The organism is Frankia nepalensis (assembly GCF_016786325.1).
Lineage (GTDB): Bacteria > Actinomycetota > Actinomycetes > Frankiales > Frankiaceae > Pseudofrankia > Pseudofrankia nepalensis.
This window is the reverse complement of the sequence record NZ_JADWYU010000103.1, coordinates 95,608-108,734: the sequence shown is the minus strand read 5'-3', so window position 1 is coordinate 108,734 and position 13,127 is coordinate 95,608. Positions and strand designations below refer to the sequence as shown.

Genomic DNA, 13,127 nt, shown 5'->3' with positions numbered 1-13,127 from the left:
CGCCGGTTTTTGGGGCCCGGGGCGGCACTTGGGGCGGCCCGGGGCCGGCCACGGCCCCGGCGGGGGCGGCGGGATGCTGGCGGCGGGCCCCTCCCCCGGTCTCGGCTCGTCCCTCGTCAGTGTCGCCGTCGCCCCCACGGCCTCCGCCGCGCCGGCGCCACCGCCAGGCCTCGGCTCCTGCTGGGCGTCCGGCGCCCTGTTCGCCGCCATCGCTTTCCTCCCGATCCGTGCCCAGTTCGTGAGCACCTTTGGAGGCGTTCGACGCGCCCGGCCCGAGATCGGTTCACCGCGCGGCTGGCAACAACGGGTGTCGGGTTCCCGACGACACCGCGTGGCACGAATGTGAGCTCCCTCGCGGAGCCGTCTGGGTGGGAGGCGAGCCGGCCAGCCCACATCGACGGGCGCGGACCCGACCGATCTCCACCACCGGAGTCGACCAGCGGACAGGAGCCCGTCAGGCGGCGGAGCGCGGAGTCGTCAGCAGGGCACGCAGATGACGGATCGGAGGCGAACCGTGGGCGAGGAGTTCGTCGTGAAAGGCGCGCAGTGTCGAGGGACCGGGCCGTAGGGCCAGCCGGAGTTCGGTGAGTTCCTTCCAGCCGACGAAGTAGGTGGACAGCTGCCCTGAGGTCAGCAGCGCGCGGCGCCACTTGCCGTGGGCTTCACCCTCCTCCTGCAGTCCGCGGTCCATCATCAGTGCCATCGCTTCGGGCATGGTCAGGCCGGCGCAATGCACGCCGTGGTCGAGCAACGCGTTGATGGTCGACCGCAGTTGCATCTTCAGTTGCATCAGGCGCACCGGAAGGCCGCCGAAACCCGCCTCGGCCACGATCTGTTCCGCGTACACCGCCCAGCCCTCGATGAAGGATGTTGACTTGGCGGCGGTGCGCACCCTGGTCGGTCCTCGGAAACGCCTGTCCACGGCAATTTGCAGGTGATGGCCGGGGACAGCCTCATGAACGGTCAGATTACGCAGAGCTGCCCGGTTGTATTCCCGGTAGAAGGAACGCCTCCTTGTGTCCGGCCAGTGCTGGGGCGTCGGCGCGATCGCGTAGAACGTAGGCAGCGAGGCGGTCTCCAGGGGACCGGGTGGGTCGCAGTAGGCCACCGAGACGCCGCGGGCGAACTCCGGCATCTCGACGACGTCGAGAGGGTCGTCAGTAAGGCTGATCAGGTCGGCATCGACGAGAAAGGCCGTGACGTCGGCGAGCGCCGCGCGGATGTCCGCGACGACCGTCGTGTCGTCTGGCGCGTCGGCGGCCACGAGGTCCAGCGCCTGCCGGACCACGTCCGTGCCTGGCCGCCCGCCGACGTACCTGGCGGCGACCTCGGTGATCTCCTCGGTCAGCCTGTCGAGATGCTCACGCGCCGCGGCGAGGACCTGGGCGGAGGTGAGATCACTCGACAGGCTGTGCGCCAGCCGCCGCTCCCACAATGCCTGGCCCAGACGAGGACCTCGTTCGTGCGGACCGGTCACCTCGTCGAGAGTGCCGTCGGCGACGCGGTGCTCGCCCGTGTGGGCGGCCTCCCGCTGGGGGGGTAGCTTCGCGCGCAGCCAGTCGCCGAACTCTCCGACGGCCCGCAACGCGGCCTCTCGCGCCGGCTCCACCAGCGGTCGCGACGATGGCTCGTCGACGAGCGCCGCGGCGATGTCCTCGCGGATGAGACTCGCGAGCCCGGCGGCCTGGTCCACCGCGGTCTCGACGTGTATCCGGGGCATCGGGCCGAGGACACGGCGCGCGGTGGCCAACGCGTCAGGCAGCGCGGCGAGGCGGCCGGCGAGCAGCCTCAGCCGGTCGCTGACCGGCGCGAACGGCCGCGTCAGCAGACCGTGCAGCGCGTGGCCTGGGAGGTGCACGAGTGGGTCCCACTCGTGCGGGCGCAACTCGGCGACGTCGAACTCCTCCGCGGCGAGCAGCTCTCCCAGCATGGCGGCGTCCACCGCCTCCTCGGGCTCGAGCGTGGCGGCGTCGACCCGTTCCAGTGCCGCCCGGTGGTCTCGCAGCGCGGCGAGGTACTCCCGCTGCGCCTGCGGCCCAAAATCGGCAAGCTGGTCGTCGAACCGGTGGTCTCCCAGCGAACTCGCCCACGTCGGCCGCCGCCCCAGCAGATCTTCCAAGGCCCGGTCGGCCACCGCGGCAAGCCCCACGTCCCCGGGTGGTTGCGTCACCAGGTGACCGTATGCGTCCTCCTGACGCCCGATCAGCCCTCTTGGGTGGTCCGTCGCGAGAACGTAACGGCCGGCGCCGCGGCGTCGAGAGCGACGACAACGGCGCCGCGAAGAGCGCGAAGAGACTGTCAGCTGGCGCGGATGGCGGCGAGGCTGGTGCCGCGACGCTCCAGCGCCTCCTCGAGGCGTCGCTGGATGTGGGTGATGAGCGCGTACAGGTCAGCGCAGTACACCGACGGGTTGGTGAATCCGGTTCCCGGCCGGTAGCGGTGCGGGAAGAGGCCGCCCCCGCAGGTGGACACGATCTCGCAGGCGCGGCAACGCTCACCCAGCGCATCCAGGCCCAGCTGGCGCTGGGTGACCGTGGGGAGCGCGAACAGCGCGTCCAGCGGGTCGGTGAACACGCCGCGGCCGGTGGCCGCCGCGCCCTCGTCGACTGCCTTCATGCTGTCGACCTGCTCGTAGGAGCCGTCGGTCTCGACGACGACCAGCGCGATGGGGCCGAGGCCGAACGACTCGTGGCTCGCCCGCCCGCCGAGGGACAGGTGCAGCAGGGACTCGAAGGTGCGCACCGCGACAGGCCGGGCCGGGGCGTCGAACCAGCGGTCGAACAACGGGATCAGCCAGTCGGCGTAGGGCGTCCGGGCGTCGCCTGGCTCGAGGCCCGGCGGTGGGCGTTCCCAGGTGCCGTGCGGGAGAAGGAAGTCCAGCGTCGGTACCTCGAGATCCAGCAGCGAGTCCCACACGCGCACCGGATCCGCGGCCAGCTGGACGGTGCACAGCAGACCGAGGAAGTGGGAACGGAACTCCGGCCGGCGCATCATGGCGATGCCAGCGACGACCTCGTCATAGCTCGATCGGCCGTTCAGGTAGGTGCGGTGCAGGTCGTTGGCGTACCGGTCCCCGTCCAGGCTCACCCCGACGCCGATGTCCTCGTCGACGAGGAACGCCGCCATCGCCTCGTCCAGCAGCACCCCGTTGGTCTGCACGGTCACCGCGACCTCGGTGAGCCCGGACAGCCGCGCCCGCAACGCGCCGACGATCCGGCCCAGCCGCTCTGGTCCCGCGAGCAGCGGCTCGCCGCCATGGAGCCGGATGCTCACCGCGTCCAGCCCGTGGACGCGCGCGTGCTCGGCGATCCGCTCCGCGGTGGCGGCGACCGTCTCGTCGGACATGAATCGGGGCTGGGCACGCCAGGACTGGTCGGCCAGGTGGTAGACGTAGCAGTAGTCGCAGTCCAGGTTGCAGCGGGACGCGACCTTCAGGATGACCTCGCGGAAGGGTTCCGGAGTCCAGCCGGCCGGCGGCGGGCCAGGGCAGGTCCTCGGGCATGGCTTGGCCTGCGCGACGGCTTCCGAAAGTCAGGACTTGCGCGGCTGGAACCGGGCCGGGCCCGAGTTGTGCGCATAGGCGCCGTTGACGCAGTCAGCGTCGGAGGAAGCCCGACGGGCGAGCGCGTGGTCCAGCGCCGACATTGCGGGCTTGGCGTCGGGATTGGGCGTGGTAACGGCGGACTGGGACATGACGCACCCCCTGCGAAACGGACCCGAGCGAGGTCAGCGTGACCGATGTCCGGCCGTTTCCCAACCCCGCCCAACCAGTGTCACATGCCGGTCAACCGTGTTTTCCCTGATACGCATGTTCCCGCGGCCCGCGGTGCCCGCTTGTTCGAGGTCAGGTCGGCAGGAGGCGCTCGATGAAGGCTTCGAGTTGCTCGACGTTTCGGCACTCCACCATCTCGTCGACGATGTCGGCGTAGGCCTTGGTGGCCGAGTCGCCGGAACCCCAGTAGGAGCGCGGCTCCGGGTTGAGCCAGTAGGCGTGGCGCGCCTGCTGGCACAGGCGCCGGAACGGGGTGGCGGCGGTGGCGCGGTAGTTGTTGCGGGCGTCGCCGAGAACCAGCAGCGACGTCTTCGGGCCGACGGCGTCCGGATACTTCTCCGCGAAGACCTCGAAGGCGTGCCCGTAGTCGCTGTGGCCGTCGAACCAGACGAGGTCCGCCTCCCTGGCGATCTTCGACATCATGTCGCTGAGGTCGACGCCGCGCAGGAAACGGGTGATCTCGTCGGTGGTGTCGATGAATCCGAACGCGCGCACCTTGGAGAACTGCTCGCGCAGGGCATGCGTGAGCAGCAGCGTGAAGTGCGCGAACGAGGCCACCGAGCCGGAGACGTCGCAGAGCACGACCAGTTCGGGCTTGTGCGGCTTGTGCGGCCGGTGCTTGGTCTCCAGCGGTACGCCGCCGGTGGCGAGCGAGGCCCGCACGGTCCGGCGGAAGTCGAGCCGGCCACTGCGGCCGAGGCGGCGCTTGGCGGTCAGCCGGGTCGCGAGCCGCCGCGCCAGCGGGTAGACCTGCCGCCGCAGCTCGACGAGGTCGGCGTGCGAGGCGCGCAGGAACTCGACCTGATCGGTGAGCGGCTTGACCGCGGTCCGCTCGGTCGCCTCCAGGCCGCGCTCCTCCGCCATCCGGCGGCGAATCTCGCTCTGGACCATCTCCTCGAACTGCCGGATCCGGTCGCTGATCGTCTGCCGCGCGATCCGCTCAGCGAGCCCGCCGGAGTCCTGGGGGCCGAGCATCGCGGCGAGCAGCGCGGCGATGAGCGTGTCCGGCGACATCGCGCGCAGCACCCGGAACACGAACCAGGACCGACCGTTCTGCCCACCCGCGGGGGCCGAGCCGAACGCGGACACGGCCTGGCGGGCGAGCTCGCGCAACGCGTCGTCGTCGCCGTCGAGCAGCGCCTGCTGGAGCTGATCGCGCAACGCCTTCTTCAGCGCGGCCTGCTCCTCGGGTGTGAGCTCACGCGGCTCACCGCTCGGCTCGCCCTCGCCGAGGCCGGGCTGGCCGTCGGCCTCGCGGGCCACCCCGTCCCCGAGGCGCGGCGGGAAGTACAGGTCGAACAGCGTGTCGAAGGCGTTGCGGTAGAGCGGGCGTTTGCACATCGTGGTGGCGAACGCCGCCCGGACGGCCTCCCGGTCCAGCCAGCCGACCGCGCCGACGGCGCGCGCCGCGTCGACGGTCTCGGCGGTGCTCACCGGTACGCCGGCGCGCCGCAGCGCGGCCACGAAGTCGACGGTGCGGTCCACCAGGTTCATCGCTGCCCCTCGCTACGTCAGAGCGGGCCGAAGCTCAGTTGGCGCCGAGCTTGAGCTGGCTGATCGCGCGGGCCTGATCGCTCGCGTGCTTGAGGACGACGCCGAGGGTGCTCTTGACCTCTTCCTCGTTGAGCGAGTCGAAGCCGAGCGCGAGCACGGTCTGGCCCCAGTCGATGGTCTCCGCGATCGACGGCGCCTTCTTCAGCTCCATCGCGCGCAGCGCGCGCACCGTGCGGACCAGCGCCTCGGCCATCTGCTCCGGCAGTTCGGGGACCCGGGCGAGCAGGATCTCCTTCTCCCGGGCCGCTGACGGGTAGTCGAGGTTCAGGTAGAGGCAGCGGCGCTTGAGCGCCTCGGAAAGCTCGCGGGTCGCGTTCGAGGTCAGAACGACGAACGGGCGCCGCGACGCGGAGATCGTACCGAGCTCCGGGATCGTCACCTGGAAGTCGGAAAGCACCTCCAGCAGCAGGCCCTCGACCTCGACGTCGGCCTTGTCGGTCTCGTCGATGAGCAGGACGGTCGGCGCGTCACGCCGAATCGCGGCCAGCAGCGGCCTCGCGAGCAGGAACTCCTCGCTGAAGATGTCATCGTGGGTCGAGCGCCAGTCGGCGGCGTCGGAGCCTTCGCCCGTACCGGCCTGGATGCGCAGCAGCTGCTTCTTGTAGTTCCACTCGTAGAGCGCGCGCGACTCGTCGAGGCCCTCGTAGCACTGCAGACGGATCAGCTCGGCGCCCACGGACGCCGCCAGCGCCTTCGCGAGCTCGGTCTTGCCGGTGCCCGCCGGTCCCTCGACCAGCAGCGGCTTGCGCAGCCGGTCGGCGAGGAAGACCGTGGTGGCGATCGCCTCGTCCGCGAGGTAGCCAGTCTCCTTCAGCCTGCCGCGGACATCCGCGACGTCGGCGAAGGCGTGTTCCTGCAGCGACATGAGGTGTTCCTGCCGTTCGACCGTCTGATCCCCTTGGATCCTTAATTCGTCTTCCACATAGTGCCAGTACGCCCCGTCAAATACCTGGACTGCTACAGGTTCGGGGTCCTCCGGGCGCGGACGGTTAGCCCTTCCCAGAAGAATCGTGATCCAGGACACATTTTCGCGGTCACCCGGCCCCGCCCGTCGCGGAGCCGGCCGCGACCAACCCGGCAGCGGCGATCAGATCCGGTCGTAGGCGGGCAAGGTGAGGAACTCGGCGTACGGCTCGCCGAGCGCCGTCCGTTCGAAAAGCTCGACCGCGTCCTTCCACCGGCCGTCGGCGAACGTCTCCTCGGCTGTGCCCTGAGCGGCCGGGCGCGGGCCCGGGGCGGCACGCAGCCGCTCGACCTCCTCGGCGAGCACGGCGCGGACGAGCTCGGCGGTGACAGCCCGGCCGTCGGCGAGCCTCGCGCCGGCCGCGACCCACTGGTAGAGCTGGCTGCGGGAGATCTCGGCGGTGGCCGCGTCCTCCATCAGGTTGTCGATGCCGACGGCGCCGGTGCCGCGCAACCAGCTCTCCAGGTAGCGCAGCCCAACGCTGATGTTGCTCCGCACCCCGGCCTCGGTGATCTCGCCCGGGGTCGCGGCGACGGCGAGCAGGTCGGCGGCGGTGACGTGGACGTCGGGGCGCTGCCGCCCGAGCTGGTGGGGGGCGTCGCCGAGCACGCCGTCGAAGACCTCGGTGCAGACGGGCACCAGGTCAGGGTGGGCGACCCAGCTGCCGTCGAACCCGTCGCCCGACTCGCGCTCCTTGTCGGCCCGCACCTTCGCCAGCGCGGCGGCGTTCACCTCCGGGTCGCGCCGGGACGGGATGAACGCGGCCATGCCGCCGATGGCGTGCGCGCCGCGCCGGTGGCAGGTGGCGACGAGCAGCTCGGTGTAGGCACGCAGGAACGGCACCGTCATCGTCACCGAGTTGCGGTCAGGCAGCAGGAACTCCGCCGGCCGCGACGCGAACGTCTTGATCGTGGAGAACATGTAGTCCCAGCGGCCGGCATTCAGCCCGGCGGAGTGCTCCCGCAGCTCGTAGAGGATCTCGTCCATCTCGAACGCGGCCGGCAGCGTCTCGATCAGCACGGTCGCCCGGATGGTGCCCCGGGCCAAGCCGAGCGCGTTCTCCGCGGCGCTGAACACGTCGTTCCACAGCCGCGCCTCGAGGTGGCTCTCCATCTTCGGCAGGTAGAACGCCGGCGTGCGCCCGGCGTCGACCAGGGCACGGGCGTTGCGGAACAGGTAGAGGCCCGCGTCGAACAGCGACCCCGACATCGGCCGGCCATCGACGACCACGTGCCGCTCGGGCAGGTGCCAGCCGCGCGGTCGCACGACCAGCGTCGCGAGCCGCTCACCCAGGCGGTAGACCCGGCCGTCCGGGTTGGCGAAGGTCAACGTGCCGGCGATCGCCTCGGTCAGGTTGCGCTGCCCCTCCAGCAGGTTCGCCCAGGTCGGGACGTTGGCGTCCTCGAAGTCGGCCATGAACAGCCGGGCGCCGCTGTTGAGCGCGTTGATGACCATCTTGGCGTCGGTCGGGCCGGTGATCTCGCAGCGGCGATCGGCAAGGTCCGGCGCGGGCGGCGCGACGCTCCAGTCCCCGGCCCGCACGTCGGCGGTCTCCGCCAGGAAGTCCAGCGTGCCGCCCGCGACGATCAGCGCGCGCCGCTCGGCGCGCCGGTCCAGCAGCTCCGCGCGCCGCGGACCGAACGCGCGCTGCAGCCCGGCGACGAACGCGACCGCCTCGTCGGGAAGCACGTCGGCCACCAGGGTCGCCGCCTCGTCCGCCGCGAGCCCCGGCACGTCCCGCTCGACGCGCACCCCGTCGCTCGTCGCCCCCCGCAGCCCAGCCGTCGCACCCATGAAGCCCTCCGTCGCTCGCCAGCAGCCTCAAGTCTGGCCGCTCAGGGCCCCGAACCGACACTCGGCGAAGAGATATATCTGCCACGCCTATCGCCTAGGATCAGCCACGCCTGTGATCACGCGCTAGAGGCGCCAGCCGACGGGCAGCGAACAGAGTTCGCCGCTACACCCACCCGTGGGTCGGGCGAAGCCCGACATGTGGGGGTTCCAGGGGGTCATCCCCCTGGGCAGACATCCGTTGATGGAGCAGACGGGAAGCCGACCGAAGGTCGGCGAACAGGATTCGCCGCTCAAACAACGTGGCCGTCGCCAATGGCGACCCAGGTGGTGGAGGTCAGCTCGGGCAGGCCCATGGGGCCACGGGCGTGCAGCTTCTGGGTGGAGATGCCGATCTCCGCGCCCATGCCGAACCGCTCGCCGTCGGTGAACCGGGTGGAGGCGTTCACCATGACCGCGGCGCTGTCGCAGGTGGCGACGAAACGCCGGGACGCGGCGAGCGACCGGGTGACGATCGCCTCGGTGTGCCCGCTGCCGTAGGCGCGGATGTGCTCGACGGCGGCGTCCAGCGACGGCACCACCCGCACGGCGAGGTCCATCGACAGGTACTCGGCGGCCCAGTCGTCCTCGGTGGCCGCCAAGGCGTTCGGGTCGACGGCGCGCACCGCGTCGTCGCCGTGGATCGTCACGCCGGCGTCGGCGAGCGCGGCGAGCACCCGGGGCAGGAACTCGGCGGCGGCGTCGGCGTGCACGAGCAGGGTCTCGGCCGAGTTGCAGACGGACACCCGCTGGGTCTTCGAGTTGAGCGCGATCGCGACGGCCATGTCGAGGTCGGCGTCCGCGTCGACGTAGACGTGGCAGACGCCGACGCCGGTCTCGATGACCGGCACCGTCGACTCCTCGACCACGGCGCGGATCAGCCCGGCGCCACCGCGCGGGATCAGCACATCGACGAGGCCGCGCAGTCGCATCAGGTGCTTGACCGACTCGTGGTCGACGCCGGGGACCAGCTGGACGGCGTCCGCCGGCAGGCCCGCCGCCTCGGCCGCGTCGCGCAGCACGCCGACGAGCGCGGTGTTCGAGCGCACCGCGGAGGCGCTGCCGCGCAGCAGGGCGGCGTTGCCGCTCTTGAGGCACAGCCCGGCTGCGTCGACGGTGACGTTCGGCCGGGCCTCGTAGATGATCCCGACGACGCCGAGCGGCACGCGGACCTGGCGCAGCTCCATCCCGTTGGGCAGCACCTGGCCCCGCACGACCTCGCCCACCGGGTCGTCGAGCCCGGCGACCTGGCGCAGCCCGTCGGCCATGCCGGCGAGCCTCGCCTCGGTGAGGGTGAGCCGGTCGACCATCGCGTCGGCGGTGCCGGCGGCCCGGGCGGCGGCGACGTCCTCGGCGTTCGCCGCGAGCAGCTCCTCGCGGCGGGCGAGCAGCGCGTCCGCCATGCCCAGCAGCGCGGCGTCCTTGGCGGCCCGCGGCAGTGGGGCCAGCGCCGCCGCGGCCCGCTTCGCGCGCACCGCGCTCGCTCGGACGTCCTCCGCGGAGACCTGCATGACCCGTTCCCTTCTCACCGGGGCCCCGGGGTCCTCCCCGGGCGGGCAACACGGCCCGTCAGGAGGCGCCCCTGGGTCAGCGAACGCGCTGAACCGGCTCGGCGCGTGGGCGCGCCGCGCCATCCCCCGAGGCTACCTGCCGCGGCCCCGCCGACGCCCGCGAGGCCGAGCCGGCCCGCTCCGGGAACACCTGGGGCCGCGCGGTCACCCACGCGGCCCCAGGGATTCGGGTGCTAGCGGCTAACAGTCAGGCAGCGCCAGACGGCTAGTCGGCGGTCTTGGCGAGCTTGGACGGCCACCAGATCTTCTTGCCGATCTCGTGGCTGAGCGCGGGCACCAGGATCGACCGCACGATGATCGTGTCCAGCAGCACGCCGAACGCGACCGTGAAGCCGACCTGGGCGAGCGACACCAGTGGCAGCACCGCGAGCACCGCGAACGTCGCGGCGAGCACGATGCCGGCCGAGGTGATCACGCCGCCGGTGACCGACAGGCCGCGGGTGATGCCGGACTGGGTCCCGTGGACGAGTGTCTCCTCACGCACCCGGGTCATCAGGAAGATGTTGTAGTCGATTCCCAATGCGACCAGGAAGACGAACGCGAACAACGGGAAGGCCGGGTCCGCGTTGGCGAAGTCGAACACGTAGTTGAACATCAGCGCCGAGACGCCGAGCGAGGCCGCGAACGACAGCACGACGGTCAGCATGAGCAGCAGCGGAGCGACCAGCGCCCGCAGCAACGCCCCCAGCACGATCATGATCACGACGAGGACGATCGGGATCACGAGGTTGCGGTCGTGCCGGGACGCCGCGAGGACGTCGTGGTTGATGGCCGTCGACCCGCCGACCATCGCGTCCGCGCCCGGGACGGCGTGCACGGCGTCCCGGATCCGCTGGACGGTGGCGTCCGCCTCGTCCGTGTCGTACCGGTAGACGATGTTGGCGTCGATGATGATCCGGCCGTCGATCGGCTGGACCTGCAGCTGCTCGGGCGCGCAGCCCGCGCCGCCCAGGTCCGCCGGGCTGATCGCGCCGGAGGCGATCAGCTGGGAGATCTTGGCGTAGTCGGGCTGGACGCAGATCGCGCCCGGGCCGGTGGCGACCCCGGGCACCTTGGCCGCGGCGGCGATCACCTCGTCCGCCTTGTCCGCGCTCGCGGTGATCACGGCCGGGGCGCCGGCGCCCGCGTCGAAGTTGGCGTCGTAGAGCTTCTGGCCGACGATCGCGTCCGGCTCGCTGGTGAAGCTGTCCATGGTGGACAGGCCCTCGGTGCGCAGGAACGGCAGGAAGGCCACGCAGACGAGCAGCAGCGCCGCGGTCGACACCCAGCCGAGCCGGCGCCGCCGGCTGACCCCCTCGGCGAACCGCGCCCAGGCGCCGTGCGTGCTGACGTCCGCCCGCTGGTCGAACCGCGGGATCCGCGGCCAGAACAGCCAGCGGCCGCTCGCGCCCCGGAAACGCCGGACGACGAGCCCGAGCAGCCGCCCCGGCAGGGCGGCCGACAGCAGGAACACCGGCAGGAAGAAGAGCATGATCAGGACGGTGCAGGCGATGCCGATCGCGCAGACCGGGCCGAGGCTCTTGTTCGAGTTCAGTTCCCCGAGCGCGAGGCACAGCAGGCCGAGGATGACGGTCGTCCCGGAGGCGGCGATCGCCGGCGCGGCACCCTTCCAGGCGGTGACCATCGCGTCCAGCGAGCGCGCGTGGTTGTGCAGCTCCTCCCGGTACCGGCTGACGAGCAGCAGGGCGTAGTCAGTGCCGGCGCCGATCACGACGACCGAGAGGATGCCCTGGCTCTGCCCGTTGAGCGTGAGCCACTCATTCTTCGCGAGCGGGTAGATCACCAGCGCCGACGCACCGAGGGCCAGCAGCGAGCTGAACAGCGGGTAGAACCACAGCACCGGGCTGCGGTAGACGACCAGCAGGATGAGGATGACCACGACGCCGGCCGCGAGCAGGAGCTGGCCGTCGAGCGCGCCGAACACCTCGACGAAGGCCACGAGCAGGCCGCCCGGTCCGGCGGGGAGCACTTCCAGGCCGTCCGGCGCGCCCTCGCGGGCGGTGTCGATGACCGCGTCCTCGGTCTCGCCGAGCTGCTCGCCGTCGACCTCCTCCTCACCGTCCTTCCCGATGAGGGGCACCGTGACCGTGGCGACCGAGTCGTCCTTGGAGAACTGCGGCTGCGTGATCTGGTCGGCCGCGATCCCAGGGATCTCGGCGAACTTGGCCAGATCCTCGGTGATCTTGGCCTTGTCGGCGTCCGTCAGGCCGCCGTCCCGTTCGTAGACGACGAAGCCCGGGATAGTCGCGATCGACTGGAACTTCTGCGACTCGGTGTCCACCTTCGTGGACTCCGCGGACCCCGGCAGCCAGGCGGCGTTGTCATTCTTCTGGACCTCACCGAGCTTGCCTTCGAAGGGCATGCCGACCAGGCCGACCAGGAAGAAGACGATGCCCGCGATGCCGACGGCCCAGACGAACCATGGCTGGCGGCGCCTGGGTGGCGGCGGAGATGCGTCCGGCGGGGGGGCGCCTTTGGAAAGGTCGGTCCCCGAGCGCTCGTGCTCGGCCAGGTCGCTCATCTGTCTACTCCCGGTCAACTTCGTCTCGGCTCGTCGTCGACGGCGTCTGGCGGTGGTTCTCATCGGGACGGGTCCGTGGTGGTCGCCCACGACGTGATGCCGCCGGCTGGCACGACCGTACTGACCCGGTGTGACACCCCAGCCGCGGGCGGGGCGTCTCCGATGATGTCGTGGCCTTCCGTCCGCGCCATCAGGTTTTCTGTGCGTGGCAGGCGGGCCGCCGAGGCCCGCCCGATGGGCCGTCCGTCCGACGTGGAGCCCACCCGCGCAGGCCAGGGACGCCATCCCGGCCATGGAGACCGACGGCGCCGAGCCGGCAAATACATCGCCAGAAACGCGGAAGTGACCTATTCCACATCGGGCCGGGCCGGCCGCTCGCGCTTCCCAGCTTCGGCGCCCGCGGCGGCCTCCGTCCCGTGCCCAGAATGCGGCCGTCGCCGGGCCCGGTCGTCAGCCGGGGGACGGCTGTCCGGCTACGCTCCCGCGCGTATGCGCACCGCGCCCGATCCGACACGCCGGGCCCGGTTCGCACCCCGCGCCGGTGAAGCGGCGCCCCGGTCCTACCGTTGCGGCATGCTCGTCCTGCATACGTCCGACTGGCACCTCGGACGCCGCCTGCACGGCCATGATCTCGTCGCCGCGCAGGGCGCCTTCGTCGACCACCTCGTCGAGGTGACGCGCACCGAGCGGGTCGACCTCGTCGTGGTCGCTGGCGACGTGCACGACCGAGCGATCCCGCCGGTGAGCGCGTTGCGGCTGTTCGACGAGGCGCTGTCCCGGCTGCGCGACACCGGCGCCCACGTCGTCGTGATCAGTGGCAACCACGACGCGGCAGCCCGTCTCGGCGACAAGGCGGGGCTGTTGGACCCCCGGGTGCGCATCCGCGCCGACCCGGCGGCGCTGGCCACCCCGGTC

General features: G+C 71.6%; 7 protein-coding genes and 1 pseudogene. 1 reads left to right on the top strand and 7 read right to left on the bottom strand.

The genetic code is table 11. The annotated features are described in order from the left end of the window. Window positions 1-454: 454 nt before the first annotated feature. The 7 genes from I6A81_RS12595 to I6A81_RS12565 all read right to left on the bottom strand — a co-directional run bounded on the left by I6A81_RS12595 (window position 455) and on the right by I6A81_RS12565 (window position 12,212). Window positions 455-2,170, bottom strand: a complete 1,716-nt coding sequence (locus I6A81_RS12595) for a DUF885 domain-containing protein (RefSeq protein WP_307874624.1) — start codon at window positions 2,168-2,170, stop codon at window positions 455-457. A gap of 128 nt (window positions 2,171-2,298) precedes the next feature. Next, window positions 2,299-3,438, bottom strand: coding sequence for an FxsB family cyclophane-forming radical SAM/SPASM peptide maturase (locus I6A81_RS12590; RefSeq protein ID WP_203006487.1), 1,140 nt, complete (start codon window positions 3,436-3,438; stop codon window positions 2,299-2,301). Window positions 3,439-3,844: 406 nt separating this feature from the next. Beyond that, window positions 3,845-5,266: a vWA domain-containing protein gene (locus tag I6A81_RS12585; RefSeq protein ID WP_203006486.1), complete on the bottom strand. Its 1,422-nt coding sequence runs from the start codon at window positions 5,264-5,266 to the stop codon at window positions 3,845-3,847. A 34-nt stretch (window positions 5,267-5,300) separates the two neighbouring features. After that, on the bottom strand, window positions 5,301-6,191 hold the full coding sequence (locus I6A81_RS12580; RefSeq protein ID WP_203006485.1) for an AAA family ATPase: 891 nt from the start codon (window positions 6,189-6,191) through the stop codon (window positions 5,301-5,303). Between the two features lie 222 nt (window positions 6,192-6,413). Beyond that, entirely contained in the window at window positions 6,414-8,084 is a 1,671-nt protein-coding gene (aceB, locus tag I6A81_RS12575) for a malate synthase A (RefSeq protein WP_203006484.1), read from the bottom strand. Window positions 8,085-8,374: 290 nt separating this feature from the next. Then, window positions 8,375-9,631 (bottom strand): glutamate-5-semialdehyde dehydrogenase, encoded by a 1,257-nt coding sequence (locus tag I6A81_RS12570; RefSeq protein WP_203006483.1) that lies wholly within the window; start codon window positions 9,629-9,631, stop codon window positions 8,375-8,377. 265 nt (window positions 9,632-9,896) lie between these two features. Further along, on the bottom strand, window positions 9,897-12,212 hold the full coding sequence (locus I6A81_RS12565; RefSeq protein ID WP_203006482.1) for an MMPL family transporter: 2,316 nt from the start codon (window positions 12,210-12,212) through the stop codon (window positions 9,897-9,899). 96 nt (window positions 12,213-12,308) lie between these two features. Here I6A81_RS12565 and I6A81_RS45515 point away from each other — a divergent pair. Continuing rightward, a pseudogene (locus I6A81_RS45515) lies at window positions 12,309-13,016 on the top strand (metallophosphoesterase family protein); the annotation flags it as partial. Between the last annotated feature and the right edge of the window lie 111 nt (window positions 13,017-13,127).